This window comes from Algoriphagus sp. Y33 (assembly GCF_014838715.1).
GTDB lineage: Bacteria > Bacteroidota > Bacteroidia > Cytophagales > Cyclobacteriaceae > Algoriphagus.
The window spans coordinates 1,224,542-1,242,486 of record NZ_CP061947.1 but is presented as its reverse complement, the minus strand read 5'-3'; the positions used below and the strand labels follow the sequence as shown (position 1 = coordinate 1,242,486).

The 17,945-nt window shown below is 41.6% G+C and carries 16 protein-coding genes; 9 read left to right on the top strand and 7 right to left on the bottom strand.

Annotated features, from left to right (window positions below; translation table 11 throughout):
• The first annotated feature begins 31 nt into the window (after positions 1-31).
• On the top strand, positions 32-1,747 hold the full coding sequence (locus ID165_RS05080; protein WP_192349295.1) for a M28 family peptidase: 1,716 nt from the start codon (positions 32-34) through the stop codon (positions 1,745-1,747).
• A 48-nt stretch (positions 1,748-1,795) separates the two neighbouring features.
• Positions 1,796-2,392 (top strand): hypothetical protein, encoded by a 597-nt coding sequence (locus ID165_RS05075; protein ID WP_192349294.1) that lies wholly within the window; start codon positions 1,796-1,798, stop codon positions 2,390-2,392.
• A gap of 45 nt (positions 2,393-2,437) precedes the next feature.
• On the opposite strand, the gene ID165_RS05070 is transcribed toward ID165_RS05075, so the two are convergent.
• From ID165_RS05070 to ID165_RS05045, 7 genes are all read right to left on the bottom strand, one after another.
• The gene (locus ID165_RS05070; protein ID WP_192349293.1) at positions 2,438-3,433 is read right to left on the bottom strand and encodes a phosphotriesterase; all 996 of its coding nucleotides are present in this window, start codon (positions 3,431-3,433) and stop codon (positions 2,438-2,440) included.
• An 85-nt stretch (positions 3,434-3,518) separates the two neighbouring features.
• Positions 3,519-3,944 (bottom strand): SDR family NAD(P)-dependent oxidoreductase, encoded by a 426-nt coding sequence (locus ID165_RS27065; protein ID WP_370539737.1) that lies wholly within the window; start codon positions 3,942-3,944, stop codon positions 3,519-3,521.
• A complete protein-coding gene (locus ID165_RS27060) occupies positions 3,896-4,198 on the bottom strand; it encodes a hypothetical protein (protein WP_370539736.1) in 303 nt (100 codons plus the stop codon). The genes ID165_RS27065 and ID165_RS27060 overlap by 49 nt, the downstream gene beginning before the upstream one ends.
• Before the next feature lie 253 nt (positions 4,199-4,451).
• A complete protein-coding gene (locus tag ID165_RS05060) occupies positions 4,452-4,853 on the bottom strand; it encodes a hypothetical protein (RefSeq protein ID WP_192349292.1) in 402 nt (133 codons plus the stop codon).
• A gap of 165 nt (positions 4,854-5,018) precedes the next feature.
• Positions 5,019-5,714, bottom strand: coding sequence for a head GIN domain-containing protein (locus ID165_RS05055; RefSeq protein ID WP_192349291.1), 696 nt, complete (start codon positions 5,712-5,714; stop codon positions 5,019-5,021).
• Between the two features lie 369 nt (positions 5,715-6,083).
• The gene (locus tag ID165_RS05050) at positions 6,084-8,510 is read right to left on the bottom strand and encodes an ABC transporter permease (protein WP_192349290.1); all 2,427 of its coding nucleotides are present in this window, start codon (positions 8,508-8,510) and stop codon (positions 6,084-6,086) included.
• 140 nt (positions 8,511-8,650) lie between these two features.
• Positions 8,651-9,340 (bottom strand): head GIN domain-containing protein, encoded by a 690-nt coding sequence (locus tag ID165_RS05045; RefSeq protein ID WP_192349289.1) that lies wholly within the window; start codon positions 9,338-9,340, stop codon positions 8,651-8,653.
• A 329-nt stretch (positions 9,341-9,669) separates the two neighbouring features.
• Here ID165_RS05045 and ID165_RS05040 point away from each other — a divergent pair, with 329 nt between their 5' ends.
• The 7 genes from ID165_RS05040 (at position 9,670) to ID165_RS05010 (ending at position 17,896) form a co-directional block, all read left to right on the top strand.
• Positions 9,670-11,613, top strand: coding sequence for a tetratricopeptide repeat-containing sensor histidine kinase (locus tag ID165_RS05040; protein WP_192349288.1), 1,944 nt, complete (start codon positions 9,670-9,672; stop codon positions 11,611-11,613).
• 198 nt (positions 11,614-11,811) lie between these two features.
• Positions 11,812-12,516, top strand: coding sequence for a 2OG-Fe(II) oxygenase (locus ID165_RS05035; protein WP_192349287.1), 705 nt, complete (start codon positions 11,812-11,814; stop codon positions 12,514-12,516).
• The gene (locus ID165_RS05030) at positions 12,517-12,759 is read left to right on the top strand and encodes an Ada metal-binding domain-containing protein (RefSeq protein WP_192349286.1); all 243 of its coding nucleotides are present in this window, start codon (positions 12,517-12,519) and stop codon (positions 12,757-12,759) included.
• Between the two features lie 116 nt (positions 12,760-12,875).
• Positions 12,876-14,402: a bifunctional phosphoribosylaminoimidazolecarboxamide formyltransferase/IMP cyclohydrolase gene (purH, locus tag ID165_RS05025; RefSeq protein WP_192349285.1), complete on the top strand. Its 1,527-nt coding sequence runs from the start codon at positions 12,876-12,878 to the stop codon at positions 14,400-14,402.
• Positions 14,403-14,764: 362 nt separating this feature from the next.
• Complete coding sequence (locus ID165_RS05020; protein ID WP_192349284.1) at positions 14,765-14,917, top strand: hypothetical protein; 153 nt, start codon at positions 14,765-14,767, stop codon at positions 14,915-14,917.
• 518 nt (positions 14,918-15,435) lie between these two features.
• Positions 15,436-16,926: a cysteine--tRNA ligase gene (gene cysS / locus ID165_RS05015; protein ID WP_192349283.1), complete on the top strand. Its 1,491-nt coding sequence runs from the start codon at positions 15,436-15,438 to the stop codon at positions 16,924-16,926.
• Positions 16,916-17,896 (top strand): M28 family peptidase, encoded by a 981-nt coding sequence (locus tag ID165_RS05010; protein WP_192349282.1) that lies wholly within the window; start codon positions 16,916-16,918, stop codon positions 17,894-17,896. Before cysS ends, ID165_RS05010 begins: the two co-directional genes overlap by 11 nt.
• The last annotated feature ends 49 nt before the right edge of the window (positions 17,897-17,945 follow it).

Genomic DNA, 17,945 nt, shown 5'->3' with positions numbered 1-17,945 from the left:
CCCTTACTACATAAGAACTCAAGTTTTCAGAATGATTCTCAAACCTATTTTCCTCCTCTTTTCACTAGGATTAAGCATAGCTTCCTTTGCCCAAAAAGCTCCTCTTCAAAAAATCACTGATCCATATTTCAAGTTGGTAAGACCCGAATTCCAAGGTGACTTAGCTTATGAAACGGTTGCTTTTGTGGAGCAATACTGGAGAATTGCCGGAAATACCGGGTTCAATAACGCCGTTTATCGGATTGCTGAAAAGCTAGAAGCAGCAGGGTATGTTTTGGAGGGAAATGCTACCGACTCCGATCTATTCATCTACCGGATAGAAACCAGGGAGATGAGGCAGCCCACTTGGGAGCCGGTTGCTGCTTTATTGAAAATAGCCGGTTCAGATGAAACTTTACTTTCATCAAATACCAACCGAAACATGATCTATCAATATTCCTCCTCCACTCCTCCTGATGGAATTGGCGCAGAAATAGTCTATATAGAGCATAAAGACCAGCTTAAAGAAGAATTCGTAAAAGGAAAAATCATTTTCTCTGATGTATTAAGCTATAGAAATATGCAATCAGCAGTGAAGGAAAATGGAGCATTGGGCGTGCTGACTTACGATATGCCTGAATACTTGCAACCTGAGAAAAACACTACTTCTATCCAATTCCGGGGCTTGAGGTATGACGTGGATAATCCTACTTGGGCAATTGCACTTTCTTTCGAAGCCAAAGAAAAACTGAAAGCCGGGCTGGCAAAAGGCAAAGTAAAAGTACAGGTGAAAGTAGAAACCAAGATCTATGACTCAGAGGAACTCACCGTAGTTGCCCACGTGAAAGGAAGCGAATTGCCACTGGAAAGTCTGGTGTTCTCCGCCCACATTCAAGAACCGGGGGCAAATGACAATGCTACCGGAGTAGGCACCCAACTGGAAATGGCTACAATCACAGCAGATTTGATCCGACAAGGAAAGCTTGATCTGAAGCGTACCTTGACCTTTCTCTGGGGAGATGAGATAATTTCCACCAGAAGATACATAGAGGAAAAGGAAAAGCGGAAAGCCGATATCAACTGGGGAATTTCCTTGGATATGGTAGGCGAAAATACAGACTTAACAGGTGGCACCTTTCTAATCGAAAAAATGCCTGATCCGAGTGCGATCTGGACTCGGGGAGAAGACAAGCACAGTGAATGGGGTGGTTCTCCCATGACAGTAGAACAAATGAAACCGCATTACCTAAACGATTTTATCATAACCGCTTTTGAAGCGCAGGGCAAATACGCTGATTGGGTGGTAAAAACCAATCCATTCGAAGGAGGATCTGATCATACGCCATTCCTTCAGGCGGATATTCCCGGACTGTTGCTTTGGCATTTTACTGATCAATTTTATCATACAGATAATGACAGGCTGGATAAAGTTTCCCAAAAAACCATGCGGAATGTAGGGACGGCGGCTTTGGTGAGCGCATACACCTTGCTGAATGCCGATGCCAAAACTGTTGATCAACTAGTACTTCTGATTGCAGCTAAAGCCCAGATACGATTGCTATCGGAGGTTCAGCTTAGCAAAAAAGCTATAGCTGAAGGTGGATCGAAGGAGGAAGAGCAAAAAATCCTTCATACCTGGACGGACTATTATGAACATACTATGGATTCTATCAAGGATTTGGTGCCAGCAGATGATGAAAAAACCTTGAGAAAAATAGCATTGGCAAAAGCAGCAATCAAAGCTCATGTGATGGATTTTAATTTTTAGTTAAAGCTGATTTTATCCATATATTTGAGCATAACTAAATTCCTTTTTATGAAAAAGTCCTCTCTTATTGTCATTGCAATTACCCTATGCTTTTTACAATCAATCGCCTTTGCCCAAGACAAAGACAAGTTGATATATTATGTGGGAGTAGGACCCACTATAGATGGAAATGGGGGGCTTCTAGGGGTTAATATTAGTAACGAATTAAGTTTTGCCTTAGGTAAAAGAAGTTCTCTTAATCCATCATTAACATATTATCAGTCTATTGGATATTGGGATGAGGATGAAAGAAATAAGCAAGACAATTCATCTGGACTTTTTACAAACGTGACTTTTAAATACGATGTATTGAAAACAAAAAATGACTTCAGAGCATTCTTAGCTTTTGGGCCTTCCTTCCAAATAGGAAGTGAAAATGGGTATGGAGGCTCATACTTGATCTATAATGATATTGAAAACTACTATGTGCATCAATATACTGTAGAGCGTTATATCAGATTAGGCTATACCCAGCAGATCGCTTTCGATTGGAAAAACAAAAATGAGAACAGACGAAATTCCGCTGTAGTAAGTATGTCTTCTTTTGGCGGATATTGGCCTTGGTACTTAATGGCTACTTACAGAATGGGATTCAGGCTAAAATAAATACCTCCTCCCTTACTTGAAAATTGATCATTTAAATTGAGAATTTCACTTTCCAAAAGCACTTTTCGGGTTTTGTTCCAACAGCATCTTCCAATCTGATGCTGTAAATCCCCTTTCCTTCAATGCGGGCATCAGTTTTTGGAAAATATTGGTGAAGGGCACAAAATCACCACCCGCTGACTTTTCAGGATCATACCATCCGGCATCATGGGAAATCAGCACTTGATCCAAAAATTTATTTTCCTTGGCAAAAAGTAAGCGATCGATGTACTCATCCACGCTCCATCCTATTCCATCCAGACTGATCCACACGCCCAAGTTTGCAGCAGTGAGATAATTCTGAAAATCCTGCTCGGCTTGTGCGTGAACCCAAATAAATGCTGAAGGGGAAATTTTCATTTCCTGCAAAATAGCTACTTCCTGACTTGCAGTAGCCCAAGTCCCCGTATGGGAAGCTATTTGCAGTCCGGTCTTCTGATGCGTGAGCCCTGCTGCCTTGACCAGTTTTGCATCGATTTCCAGAAGAGGAATTTCCTCGTTTACAGAGATCTTAATAAATCCCGGTTTGATTCCTGTCTCCCCTATTCCGTTTTCAAATTCCTCAATCCATCGGTTCGCCAGTTCTTCAACACTTTCAGCAAAAGCAAACGCCGGCAAATACTTATTATCTACAGCTCCATAGAATCCGGAGTTTGTGACTAATTTGATTCCTGAGAGCTCGCTTAGCTTTTTCAGCAACACCACATCCTTTGCCAAATAGGAAGGTGTACAGTCAAAGATCGTCTTCACTCCAAATTGCTTTACTTCCAGCAAATACGGCAAAACTTTAGCAATTACTTCGTCTTGGTCATACCGCTCAGGAGAAACGGAATCGGCTCCGATAAAATCCACCAGCATATGCTCATGAATCAAAGTGATTCCCATAGAATCAACGGAGATCGAGCCTGTGACGGTGTTGATGAAAGAAGGCTTGGATCCGGGTGTTGAGCAGGAAAAAGAAAAGACTAGGGGGATTAACCCGATGAGTAGAAAACGCTTCATATATAAAGCTAAGCAACTACTTTATAGAAAGTCAACTGAAATACCGATAGATTTTATAGAAGAGTGAGGTCCGAAAGCAATACGGCTATTTCAAAGACGACATTCCACCATCCACATGGAGTATCTGACCCGTGATCCAGGAGGATTTATCACTTAGCAGAAAACAGGTAGCTTCAGCAATATCCTTCGGCATTCCTATCCGCCCCAAGGGATGTCTCTTGTCAGAAACTGCCCGTTTTTCATCCGTGCTTACGAGCTGTTTTGCCAACGGTGTATCCGTCAAGGAAGGGGCAACGGCATTTACCCTGATACTGTTGGATGCCCACTCTGCTGCAAGGGATCGCACCAAGCCTTCCACGGCACCCTTTGCCGAAGCAATACCCGCATGAAACCCCATGCCAGTCTGCACCGCAACAGTGCTGTATAATACCACCGATGCATGCTTGGATTTTTTAAGATTTTTCAGACAAGCATGAAGCGTTTTGACCGCTCCAAAAAAGTTAATATCCATTTTGACTTAAAATCCTCCATGGAAATCCTATGAAATGGTTTCAGATTGATAGATCCTGGACAATAAACCAACCCATCGATTACCTCTGGTAAATCCTGCAATTCTGAAAAGCCATCTGTTACATCGATTTGATGGTTTCCTTCCCCACTTCTTGAATAGAGATATAAATTTGCCCCAATATCCAGGGCGAGTTCAGCAACCGATTTTCCAACCCCTGAATTTCCCCCAATGATAACAATATTCTTTCCTTTCATAGCTAACAGCTTTAGTGTAGAAGCTGAATTCGAAGGAGAATGTTTGAAAAAACCACAGCAAATTTTAGAATAGGTTTACTTCAATTCATAAAAATAGATAGTCTGCATATCCTTCTCGACTGCTTCGGGGTCTTCTCCAGGTTTGGCACTCGAATAAAGCACATCACGTACTGACCATAGTTTCACATCCATTTTGCCTTGCCATAGTTTCTCTTGACCTTTGAATATCTGGTAATTGGGTATTGATTTATACTTAATTTGCCAACTCGACATACTCTGATCCCCCAATGTAATCCCGTGGAAGTTTATCTACTTCTTCTTGCAGAGCAAAACCATTAAATTGCGTCAATAAATAGTCATTTGAAAGCACAAAATCGGTATATCCTGAACCTGCTAAGGTATTTAAAAACCCTTCAAATGATGCCTCATCCCTGGTCGGTAAAATCTGTTTGTAACTTTTACCGGGATTCAAATCCCATTTTCTTTTCAATTTCAATTCAGGGATCCCATAGACATACATTTCAGGGGAATTGGGAAAAAGCACAAACAACTCATCTTTGACAATTTTTACAATAGGGTCTAAATTATTGTATGTACCGGGAGTGACAGCCATGTGGCTTTCAGCAGGAATGGAATCCGAACTTAGGACTTCCATCGAATTGAGATCTCTGAGTGTGATAAATGGATGAGTTTGTTCACTGTGCCCTACGAAAACCTTGGTTAGTGCGCTTGCCAAACTACCTAGCCCCTACGGTTAAAAACTAGATTTGATCCCCCCCCAAACTTTTGTCCGGGGGATTAATTAATAAGTTTTCCGATTCTATCTTTTTCTTAAACTGCTTGATCCTGATGTTTTAATTTCTCCAATAGTGGGAGAACCGGAATAAATCACATCTCCTGATCCTGAAGCTTTCACCGATACTTTTCCCAAGTCTCCTACGTGCGTATTTCCAGAGCCTGACTTGCTTACCTCCAATTCGGCGATTGTCAAATTTTCCCCATGGAAATCTCCGGAACCCGATTGTTTGATTTCAGCCTGATCTACTTTCCCTCCTTTGATTTTAAGATCGGCAGATCCTGAGATAGATACCGAAAGCTCACGGGCTTCAAGCTTGTCCATTAATACATCTCCTGATCCGGATAGACCTGCGTAAAACACTTCAGATTTTACGGGGGAAGTCACTTCAATCGTTCCGGAACCTGAGCACTTTACTCCTTCCAATTCTTTGTAGGTGATGTAGAATTTCAATTTGACATTGTTGTAATTCCCCTTCACCAAGCCCACACTCAAGACATCTCCGTTAATTTCAGTTTTGACTTTATCCAGAGCCACTCCTCTGGCTTCGATTTTAATTTCCTCCTTATTGCCCTCAGTCATAATCACTTCCCAGCTACCACCGGAATGTACTTTGGTAAAATGTCCAGGAGTTCGAGTTTCTGATTGTTGCGCATGGACGCAAGATGCCAGCATCAATGCAGAGACAGCAAAAGCAATAATTTTTGAAGAGATTTTCATAATAGCATAATTGAAAGATTGCAAAATATTAAAGACTTGTTTGCCATGGTGGATTGTAAAATTACTGAGTTCTAAAGGTTAGGATGCGGTAAAGTTGAAATGATGAAGGAATTACTTTTTAAGGACTGATCCAGCTTCCTTTCATTAGATGCATATTCCTAAGGAAAAGTTGCACGAGTAGATTTTCTTTCTCTATTCTAGCCTCTTGTCTCTCTTATGTTTAAGAATTAAAGGTTAATACCGATGTCTGATACTTAGTGCTGAGTATGTCAATGATTTCAGGTTATCACCGACTTTCCTTTCTTCTTGATTCTTGTCTCTTGATTCTTGTCTCTTGATTCTTGATACTAACTACTTGCTACTTTCATTTTACTCGCTCTTTATACTCTTTACAGGATCTGCCCAAGCTGCTTTCAAAGACTGTGACATCACTGTGATAGCTGCTATTGCACCCGCAATCAGTCCCGCCCACAAGAATACGGTCCAGTTGATTCCGATTTTATAAGCAAAGCCTTCCAGCCAGCCAGACATCCCAAACCAAGAGATCGGAATTGCAATGACAAAACCAATCAATACAAGTTTCAGAAAGTCTTTGCCCAGTAAAATCAGAATGTTTGCTGTCGCTGCTCCCATTACTTTGCGGATGCCAATTTCCCGTGTTCTCTGCTGTGTGGCAAAAGTAGTCAGCCCAAATAATCCCAGAATAGAGATGATCACGGCTAATCCGGAGAAGAAGGTAAAAATGGTTTTCACCCGCTCTTCTGCTTCATATTGTCTGTTGAATCCCTCATCCACAAATAGGGGTTCAAATGGAAAATCAGGTCTAAGTGCTGCCCATTCCTCCTGCAGATAGGCCAACGTTTGTTCTTTATTTTCAGCATTTATCTTTAGACTGATCAGATTATTTCTGTCCTGAGGAACCATAAATACCAATGGCACGATCGGCTGGTGTAGTGATTCAAAGTGAAAGTTTTGCATCACTCCGGTCACAAAGCCACGCTTGCCTCCATAATGGAATTTTTTACCTATGGCTTCTTCCGGGCTTGTCCAACCGATCTCCCTGATTGCAGCTTCATTTAGGATAAAGGCTTCAGTAGAATCACTTGCCAGATTATAATCAAAATCTCTTCCTGCTACTACCGGAATCCCGTAGGTATCCAGAAAATTATGGCTTACCTCCACATCCGCAATCCGCACATTGAGTTGTGTCATTTCTCCGTCAATCTCCGCAGTGCCTCCTTGAGAATCCAGGAGTCGGCCAGAGGGAACCCGACTGGAAACGCTTACTGCATTAATTCCCGGATGACTTTCCAACCTATCTTTGATAATCAGATAATTTTCCTGAATAGCAGAACTAGAAGGAAGCACGACAATATCTTCTTTCTCAAAACCCAAATCCTTGCTCTGCATAAAATCCAGTTGACGCACTACAACCAGCACAGCGACGATCAGCACTACAGAAATCGCAAATTGCCCGACAACTAAAACTGACCGGAATTGCTCATGCCCTTTCCCGGCTTTGAATGCTCCCTTGAGTACTTTGGCAGGAGAAAACCCTGAAAGAAATAATGCCGGATAACTACCCGATACCAAACCTACGATAAGCACCAAGGAGACTAAACCCAATACATATTCAGGGTTTTGTATGAAGTTCAGGCTAAATTCTTTGCCTGTGAAATTGGAAAATGTCGGTAAAAACAGATAGACTAGAATCAGGGCGAAAATCATCGAAATCGTCGTCATCATAAATGATTCTCCCATGAACTGTCTGATGAGGCGGCTTTTATCAGCACCCATCACTTTGCGCAAGCCCACTTCCATAGATCTCATAGAGGATCTGGCAGTGGAGAGATTCATAAAGTTGATACAGGCGATCAGCAGTATAAACAGCGCAACAGCCAGATAGACGTAGACATAATCAATATTGCCGTTTGGCTCCATCTCAGAGTCCAGATTTGAGTAGAGATGCACATCAGTCATCGGCCACATAAAGAGCTGCGTTCCCTTAGAGGCAGGGATTCCCGGCTGGTATTCGCTCATATGCCTATCTATGAGTTCTGGAAGTCTGGATTCGAATGCTTTGTAATCCACTCCTTCATTGAGTAATACAAACGTGGAGAAGTTGTTCCCTCCGTAATTGCTCATAAAAGCTTCCTGGCCGCCATAGAAATCTATAACAGGAGCCATAGAAGCTAGAAATTCAGCATGGAAATGGGAATTGTCAGGCATGTCTTCCATAAGGCCCCGAACCTGAAAAGTTGCCTCTTGGCCTGCAATGTTAAGATCTAATTCCTTGCCTATGGGATTCTCTTCACCAAAGTACTTTTTGGACATGGATTCCGTTATGATCAATCCGTCTGAGTTAGCCAGTGCCTCCTTTGACTCCCCTTCGATCATCTTAAATGAGAAAATATCAAACACCTCCGGGTCTACAAAGTAAAAGTTCTCCTCTTCAAATGCCTTATTCTCATATTTCACCAAAGGATCATAGTGGAAAAACCTCCCAACTGCTTCCACATCCTCACTAAAATCAGATTGGATCAACGGCCCAAAAGGTGGAGCAGTGTGTCCCAGATGTAAACTGATTTCACCATCCGGATTAAACCAAGCTCTGGAAACTCTATAAATCCGATCCGCATTTGCATGGTACCTGTCGTAGCTTAGCTCATGCTGCACAAATAAGAAAATCAAAATACTCACGACCATTCCCACAGCTAGCCCAAACACATTAATAAACATGTACAGCGGGTTTTTCCGCGTATTTCGAACGAGTATTTTAAAGTAGTTTTTGAGCATGGTTTGATGAGAATATTGAAATATTTAAAAATTGGAAGATTGTAATAAGTTGAAGTGGCGAGGTGGTAAATCCGGTAAGCTTTAACCTCCAACTCTTGTTTCCGGGCTCTAACTTCTTGATTCTCCAGCCCGGATACCGGCTACTTCTTAATGACTTTACCTGAACCGGAACTTGAGATTTTTTTATTGCTTGGATTTCCCTTGTAGTAGACATTACCCGACCCTGAAGATCCGACGGTAAGGTTCTCACTTGCACTTATGGATGTATCTCCTGAACCTGATTTTCCCACTTTCACTGAATTGGCCATCAAGTCCAGCCCATCGAAATCTCCTGATCCTGACTGACCAATATTGACTTTATCGGCACTTCCTCCTTCTACATACAGATTCCCCGATCCGCTCATTCCTACATTCAATGATCCAACATTTAACATTTTCACCTTCACTTTTCCACTTCCGGAATGTCCTATATTAAATTTGTCTGAGCTAATATTTGATTCCAACGTCATATTTCCAGAACCGCCGGAACCTATACTTTCCAGTTCACGCACAGTTATATAAGCTTCAAAATTGACATTTCTGTGATTCCCTCTTTCCAGTGAGATTTCAAGTTTTCCGTTTTTCACTTCAGTGATCACCTTATTCAAGTCGAAGCCTTGAGACACCAGCTTTACTTCATCTTTAGATCCAAGCGTAATAAAGACATCCCAGCTTCCGCTAGATTCAATTGCCCGGAATGATCCCGGCAAGCGGGTTTCAGTTTGCGCTTGCACTACCGTGCCCAATAAGAAAAGGAGAAGGACAAAGGCTGTAATTTTCGAGAAGGTCATAGCGAATTGATTTATAGTTTAATCCACCGGTACTTTTCAGAGATTGTGCCATTAGTAAAAACCGCCTTTTTAGCCATTTCAACAGTCTTTCACTAAAACAAACCTGTCCGAGCAGGAGCTTTTTTGTGCGTAAGCGAACATTTTTCTAAGTTTTGGGGCATTCACCAAACAAATTGTACTCAAACCTTTTTCTCTTGAAAGAATACTATGTTGATAGAGAAATGCGTACCTAGATGTTTCAGAAGTTTGATATTCAGGCATTCAAATGCATATTTACTTTATCGTCTTTATCACCAACCCAAAATAAGTTTTTAAACTAACGCCTTTATATGATTCCACACTTACTGGTATGGATATTACCATTCGTATTGCCAATTCAACATTCCCAATCTGATAGTCTGAAGATGATTGTTGAGCAGACGGACGATGATTCGATCAAAGCGTCAAGTCTTTTGGCTCTTAGCAAGCTCTATTATACCTTCGATCAGGATACGGCAATTCTGTACGGGCAAGAGGCTAAAGCACTTGCAAAAAAACTTGGTTACAAAAAGATTGAGGCCAATTGCCTAAATATAATAGGTGTAGCCAATCTGATAAAGGCTGACTTCGAAAATGCATTGAGCGCACATTTAGAAGCGCTTAGCATTCGGGAAACCATTCAGGATAGTGTAGGTATGATCGAATCCACCATGAACCTTGGCAACATTCACTATAGGCTTAGGGAGCTTGAAAAAGCGGTCGTACAATATCAGAAATCACTAAAATTAGCTCAAAAAATCAACCATGAACGGGCTATGAGCTTACTTTATAACAATCTTGGGAGCTATTACCTAGATCGATGGCAGTCATGGAATGAAGAGGATGACTTCAATATGACGAAGGAATACTTAGAGAAATCGAAAGCTATCAAGGAAAAACTTCAGGATAAGCGCGGCCTTATCAACACCCTGATTCAGCTGGGGGAAATATATTATGAATCGGGAGAGAAACAGAAAGGTATCCTACTGCTGACTAGGTCACTGGAAATTGCCGAGGAGCTGAATGATACTGAAGGCAAGCTTTCCTCTCTTGGAACGCTTTCTAATTACCATAGAGATGACAACTCACTTCCCAAAGCCTTAGCATATGCCTCTCGCGCATATGAGATAGCCCAAGCCACACATTCAAACTATCAGATCAATATAGCCGCAAGCAGAATGTCTCATTTGTCTGCTGAAACTCAAGATTACAAAAATGCCTTTGAATATATGCTCATCAAGGAAGCCAGTAAAGATTCCATTTTCAATGAATCCAGACAAAAAATCCGTGATGAATTGCAAATCCAATATGAAAGTGAAAAAAAGGAACTTGAAAATCAGAAACTAACTAAAGATAGGGAGCTGGCAGAACTCGCTATTCAGCGGAAAAACGAATTGTTGATCATTGCTATAGCAGTAGGCCTATTTTTGATCGTACTGGTGTGGTACCAGCGAAAGATCAACCAAAAACTCCGCGCCGCCCATTCAGAATTAGAACAGGTGAATGCAAAAGTACAGTCCCAAAACCGGCATATACAGTTGCAAGCAACAGAACTAAACACAACTAACCTTGCCCTCAAAAAAGCAAATAAATTCCGTGACAAGCTATTCTCTATTATTTCGCATGACCTGCGGACACCTTTTTCATCGCTAAACAATTCTCTCGATCTCTGGCAATCCGGGGAACTCAGTCAGAAAGAGATGGACTATATTCTGTCCAATATTGCTACAGACACCCGAACAACCTCAATCCTATTATCAAATTTGCTTACCTGGGCTAGGACTCAAATGAGTTCTGACCAGATAGATAAGACTGAATTCTCACTCGCAGAGCTTGTTTCTGAAAATCAGGACCTATTTGCCAAGCAACTTGAACAAAAAAACATACAATTGAAAAACCATATCCCTCCCTGCCTTAAAATTTCCAATGACAGAGAAAGACTGAGTTTTATCATTCGGAATATTCTTTCCAATTCTATCAAATTCACTCCCGCAGGCGGGACAATAACCGTAAAAACAGATCCTGTTAATACCAATACCATCCTGATCGAAGACAGTGGAATAGGGATGAGTCAAGCTCAGATCGATAATCTATTCAATAAAAAGCAGTATTCAACGGCTGGAACAAACGGAGAGCAGGGAACGGGAATAGGACTAATGCTCTGTAAGGATTTTGCAGACAGCATAGGAGCAAATATTTCTGTAAGCAGCCAGTCAGGAGTAAGTACTACTTTTAAGGTGGAACTGGGAAGATAATTTAACATAATTACCCATGCCTATGGGAGACATTGAGCAAGTTTCGGGTTTTTTCACCCCTCCTTTGTCTAAATCTTTGCATTCAATCAAAATAACTGAAATGCAACAATTCAAAAAGATACACCTAGGCAAAGACAGTACCGAATACTTACAGAAAGTAAAATTTAAAAGAGCTGGCGAATCAGCAAATGAGAACCAATGAAAGAAAAAATAGCATCTATCAATTGGCAAATCATAGTAGAAGAAATGCACGAAAAAGGTTTTGCCCTTATCCCTAATCTCTTTTCAGGCGAGCAGTGTAGCGAATTGATAAAGGATTATACCAATTCCAGTCTTTACAGAAAAACGGTTGTGATGGAACGTTACCGTTTTGGAGTGGGTGAATACAAATACTTCAATTATCCCTTACCTGAACATATTCAAGAGCTAAGAGAAAGTATCTACCCTAAACTAGCGTGTATCGCAAATCAATGGATGGAGGTATTGAATTTAAACACAAAGTTTCCCGATACCCATCAGCAACTCCTCAATCAATGTAACTCGCTTACCCAAACTAAAGCAACTGTATTGATTTTAAAGTATGGAAAAGGAGGATATAATACATTGCATCAAGATCTATATGGAGAGCTATATTTCCCGATGCAAGCAGTACTGTTCCTAAACGAACCTGAAAAGGATTTTACAGGAGGAGAATTTGTATTGACCCAACAAATCCCCAGAGCACAATCAAAAGCTATAGTACTACAACCCAAGAAAGGCGATATGCTGATTTTCACAACCAACTTCCGTCCAGTGAAAGGTACTAAAGGCTATTTCCGCATAAATATGAAGCATGGTGTAAGTGAAGTCCTTTCAGGTGAAAGACATACACTAGGCATAATTTTTCACGATGCTTTGAATTAAATGTTAATGCATTCTAAAATAAGCGCAGGGGATTTACTAACTAAAATCAAGCAGCGGGAAGTTAGCTTTGGTGGAAATAGCAAACTAAAAATATACGGCACTCTCCGATGTAAATCCGGTAAACGAATGAACCGAGAAAACAGAGTTTTCTTTAACTCAGAACACGAAGCTATTAAAAATGGGTTTCGCCCCTGCGCACATTGCATGAACACAGCCTATAAGAACTGGAAGACTTCTACATAAAAAACACGCTCCGGATTGATTAGAAGCCAAGCCCTTTTCGACCTTTTTCCCTACCTTTGCATTCCGCTGGAGCGGACTAAGCTTTCCTTAAAGAAATCAAACAAATCCATTGCCCAATGGCTACAAAAAAAATTCAATCAGCCCTTATTTCGGTCTATTATAAAGACAATCTCGAACCTATTATAGCTCTGTTGAAAAAACACGGAGTAACCATCTATTCCACCGGGGGAACCCAGAAGTTTATCGAAGAACAAGGAGCTGAAGTGATTCCAGTAGAAGAGTTGACCAGTTACCCTTCTATCTTTGGAGGCAGAGTAAAAACCCTTCACCCAAAGATTTTCGGCGGTATTCTTTATAGAAGAGACCATGGCGGTGATGTGGCCCAGGCTGGAGAATACGATATTCCTGCCATTGATTTGGTAATAGTGGATTTGTATCCATTTGAGGAAACTGTGGCTTCTGGGGCTTCTGAAGCTGATATTATTGAGAAAATCGATATCGGAGGAATTTCTTTGATCCGTGCAGCGGCTAAGAATTTCAAAGACGTGACCATCATCGCATCCAAAGATCAGTACACAGAATTGGAGCAAAGACTGTCCGAACAGGATGGAGCTACTACCCTTGCTGACCGTCGTTATTTTGCGACTCAGGCATTCCAGGTGTCTTCCAATTATGACACGCATATTTTCAACTACTTCAATAGAGAAGAAAATATTCCTGCGCTGAAAGTTTCCGAAACCAAAGCAAAGGCTCTTCGCTACGGAGAAAACCCACATCAAAGTGCCCATTTCTATGGAAACATGGAAGCTCTTTTTGATCAGCTGAACGGCAAAGAACTTTCCTATAACAACTTGGTGGATGTGGATGCCGCCGTGAATTTGATCGCTGAGTTCAAAGGCGAAACAGCCTTTGCAATCCTAAAGCATACCAATGCCTGCGGAGTAGCTCTGGCACCTACAGTAAAAGAAGCGTATCAAAAAGCCTTCGATGCAGATACTACTTCTGCTTTCGGCGGGGTGCTGGTAACCAACCAACCCGTAGATAAGGATGCAGCTGAGGAAATGCATTCCTTGTTCTTCGAAGTGCTGATCGCCCCTGATTTTACAGAAGAAGCTTTGGAAGTTTTGAAAGGCAAGAAAAACAGAATTCTGCTCAAACAGAAAATGGATCTTCCCGGCACCAAAATGATCAAGACCCTGCTAAATGGAGTAATAGAGCAGGACAAAGATTTGGCTACCGAAACAAAAGCTGACTTTACCGTTGCCACCAAAAAAGCCCCTACCGAAGCGGAAAAAGATGCATTGGTCTTTGCGGCAAAAATCTGTAAACACACCAAATCAAACACCATCATCTTATCCAATGAAAACCAGCTATTCTCCAGCGGTGTAGGCCAAACTTCCCGTGTAGACGCATTGCTTCAGGCAATTGAAAAAGCAAAAGCATTTGGTTTTGACCTGAACGGCGCTGTGATGGCATCAGATGCATTCTTCCCTTTCCCGGACTGTGTGGAGATCGCCCACAAGGCGGGAATCACAGCGGTAATACAGCCCGGAGGATCTATCAAAGATCAGTTGAGTATAGACTACTGTGATGCTAACGGCGTCGCCATGGTGATGACGGGTGTGAGACATTTTAAGCATTAAGAAAGTAGCAACCTTTGAGGCGTCATTTTGACTGAGGAACGAAGGAGAAATCTCCTCGAAGGTTTTGCTCGCATAAAAATAAATCCTTCGAGGTTTCAAAAACCTCAAAGGATAAGTATCAAGACCTTTGAGGAGCCTCCCCAGCAGCCTCGCCATGGCGGGAAGTTGAAGGAGCCTTCAAAGGTCTTTTCTTTTACGCCTCTAAAACCACAGGTACATCTGAGGCCATCCAGGAATGATTTCCCCAATCTAATTAAGACTATTTTCTCCTATTCTCGTAAATTGGGTAAAACTCAACTGAAAATGGAAACTCTAAGAATCAAAGCATACCCAAAAAACAAATCAAATCAATAGCTGATTTTTTGAACAAGGAAGGTATTGCGTTCGATATGGAAAAAAAGGAAGAATTTCCGGGATTCATAGATGAACTGGAGTCAAGTCTGAATCAGGTCCAAAAGATTCAAAAAGTAGAATTGAAAAAGGAGAATGTCAAAGATTTTTTAAATGGGCTATGAAGTAATTACAACTCCCGATTTAAAGAAGTTTTTTAAGCGTCTTTTCAAAAAAACACCCTTCAATAAGAAATGACCTTCTAGAGCTAATTCAAAGACTCGAAAATGATTACCAAATTGGAATTCCTTTGGGTTCAAACCTTTTTAAGATCAGGCTTTCAATAGAAAGTAAAAACAAAGGAAAGTCAGGCGGTGCTAGGGTTATATACTATTTTTTTAAGTCAAAACAATGAAATCTACATGATTCATATTTTTGATAAAAGTGATTTTGACAACGTTTCTAAGGAAAAGCTTTTGCAATTATTGAGATCAGCTGGACTTATAAACTAAGTGAAATTAATGCTGAAATGTTCATCGATCCATTTCGTAATTGAAAATTCCCTAAAAGTCAGTGCATTTTAAATAAACACATCTTTTCTATTCCCTTTCATTTCCCCACCCGAATCCCCTATTTTGCAGCCTGAATCAATTTCGGGCTTTTTCCGTTCTTGCTTCTTGATACTTGAATCTTGATTCTATAAATGAAATCGCATAATCTTAAACTTTACAATACGCTTTCCCGGCAGAAAGAAGAGTTTCAGCCCATAAATCCCCCTTTCGTAGGCATGTATGTCTGTGGGCCGACAGTCTATGGAGATGCCCACTTGGGTCATGCACGCCCAGCCATAACTTTTGACACGGTAAACCGATACCTCACACACTTGGGTTTCAGGGTTCGCTATGTAAGAAATATCACCGATGTGGGACACCTGCAGGGAGATGCCGACGAAGGAGAAGATAAAATCGCAAAAAAAGCCAAGCTAGAGCAGCTGGAACCTATGGAAGTTGCACAGCAATATACGGACAGCTACCATAGAGATATGGCACTTTTGAATACCTGGAAACCGAACATAGAACCACGTGCCACCGGCCATATTCCTGAGCAGATTGCGTTGGTAGAAGCCATTCTGAAAGAGGGATTGGCCTACGAAATCAATGGTTCAGTCTATTTTGATGTGTTGAAATACAACGAAACCAGTCAGTATGGCAAGCTTTCAGGACGTGACTTGGAAAATCTAATGAGCGGAAGCCGCACACTGGACGGTCAGGATGAAAAGCGAAATCCGGTAGATTTTGCACTTTGGAAAAATGCTTCACCGGAGCATTTGATGAAGTGGGATTCCCCCTGGGGAGTTGGATTTCCGGGTTGGCATTTGGAATGTACAGCTATGAGTTCCAAGTATCTGGGAAAACAATTTGACATACATGGCGGAGGAATGGATCTGCTTTTCCCCCATCATGAATGTGAAATCGCACAGGGAAATGCGTGCAATCATCAGGATCCGGCCAAGTACTGGATGCACAATAATATGATCACCATCAACGGACAGAAGATGGGTAAATCACTGGGTAATTTCATCAACTTGCAAGAGCTTTTCACAGGAGACCATAAACTTCTGGATCAGGCCTACAGTCCCATGACCATACGTTATTTCATCCTGACAGCACATTACCGTTCTACACTGGATTTCTCCAATGAAGCGCTTCAAGCTGCACGGAAAGGCTATAAAAAACTGATCAATGGGCTGAGAATATCCAAGTTGCTGAAGTTCGAGGCAAGCGAGGTAACTCAGGACGAAGAGCAAATCAAGCAGGTGGAGCAAATCATCACCAATGCTTACAGGGCTATGGACGATGACTTCAATACAGCGCAGGCTATTGGGCATGTATTCAACTTGCTGAAGAAAATAAACTCTATGTACACGGGGCAATTAAAACCTTCCGTCTTCGGAGAGGCTATTTTCAACAAATTAATCGAGACATTCAGCATCTTTGTCACTGATATTCTGGGATTGATCGAGGAAAAATCTAATACTCAAAATGAGATGCTAAATTTGCTATTGCAACTGTATTCTGAGGCAAAAACTGCCAGGGACTATGCCAAAGTGGATGAAATCAGAGCAGGACTCAAAGCGATAGGATTTGCAGTTAAAGACATGAAAGATAAAATTGATTGGGCATATGAAGAATAGAATATGGCTTATTTCCCTAGTGGCATTGCTCTGGGCATGTGGGGGTTCTGAAGAATCTGCTGAGACACAGGTTGAAAAGAAACCGGTAAAGCCCTACCCTACTTTCAATCCCGATTCAGCCTATGCTTTTGTGCAGAAACAAGTTGATTTTGGTCCTCGGGTACCGGAAACGGAAGCACATAAAGCCACCAAAAGCTGGCTTTTGGATAAGTTTGAAGGGTATGGATTTACGGTGGAAACACAGGACTTCGAAGCTAAAACCTACGATGGTCTTACCTGGAATTTGAGTAATATCATTGCTTCCTACGATCCCCAAGCCACCAAAAGAATACTGTTGGCAGCTCACTGGGATACCCGAAGAATTGCTGACAAAGATACCGAACGAATCGATGAACCTATAGATGGAGCCAATGACGGTGGCAGCGGCGTGGGTGTGTTGCTGGAAATCGCCCGGATAATCGGTTCCCAAGAGTTAAAACCTGAAGTAGGAATTGACATTATACTATTTGATGGGGAAGATGATGGCGAGCCTGAAACTGCCGCTTCCCGTGACGACAGTCAAGTCTGGTGGTGCCTGGGTTCCCAGCATTGGTCCAAAAACAAGCATAAGCCAAACTATTCTGCCTATTATGGCATTTTAGTAGATTTGGTTGGAGCCAAAGGAGCACGATTCTACAGGGAGGGATATTCCCGTCAATATGCCTCGGGGATTCTCAAAAAAGTCTGGGATAATGCTACTCAAATTGGCCAGGGGGATTTTTTCATCTACAAAGATTCTCCCGGAATTACTGACGATCATGTATTTGTCAATGAATTTGCAAAGATCCCTATGATAGACATCATAGAGTTTTCTCCCGATTTTGGTTTTGCCCAGTATCATCACAAGCACAGTGACAATATGGACATCATTGATAGAAGAACCTTACAAGCTGTGGGGGAAACTGTCTTATTTACTGTTTACCAAGAGTAAAAACCTTATCTTTCCAGCTGAGAATCGTCCAATTTGGATGCATCTAAAG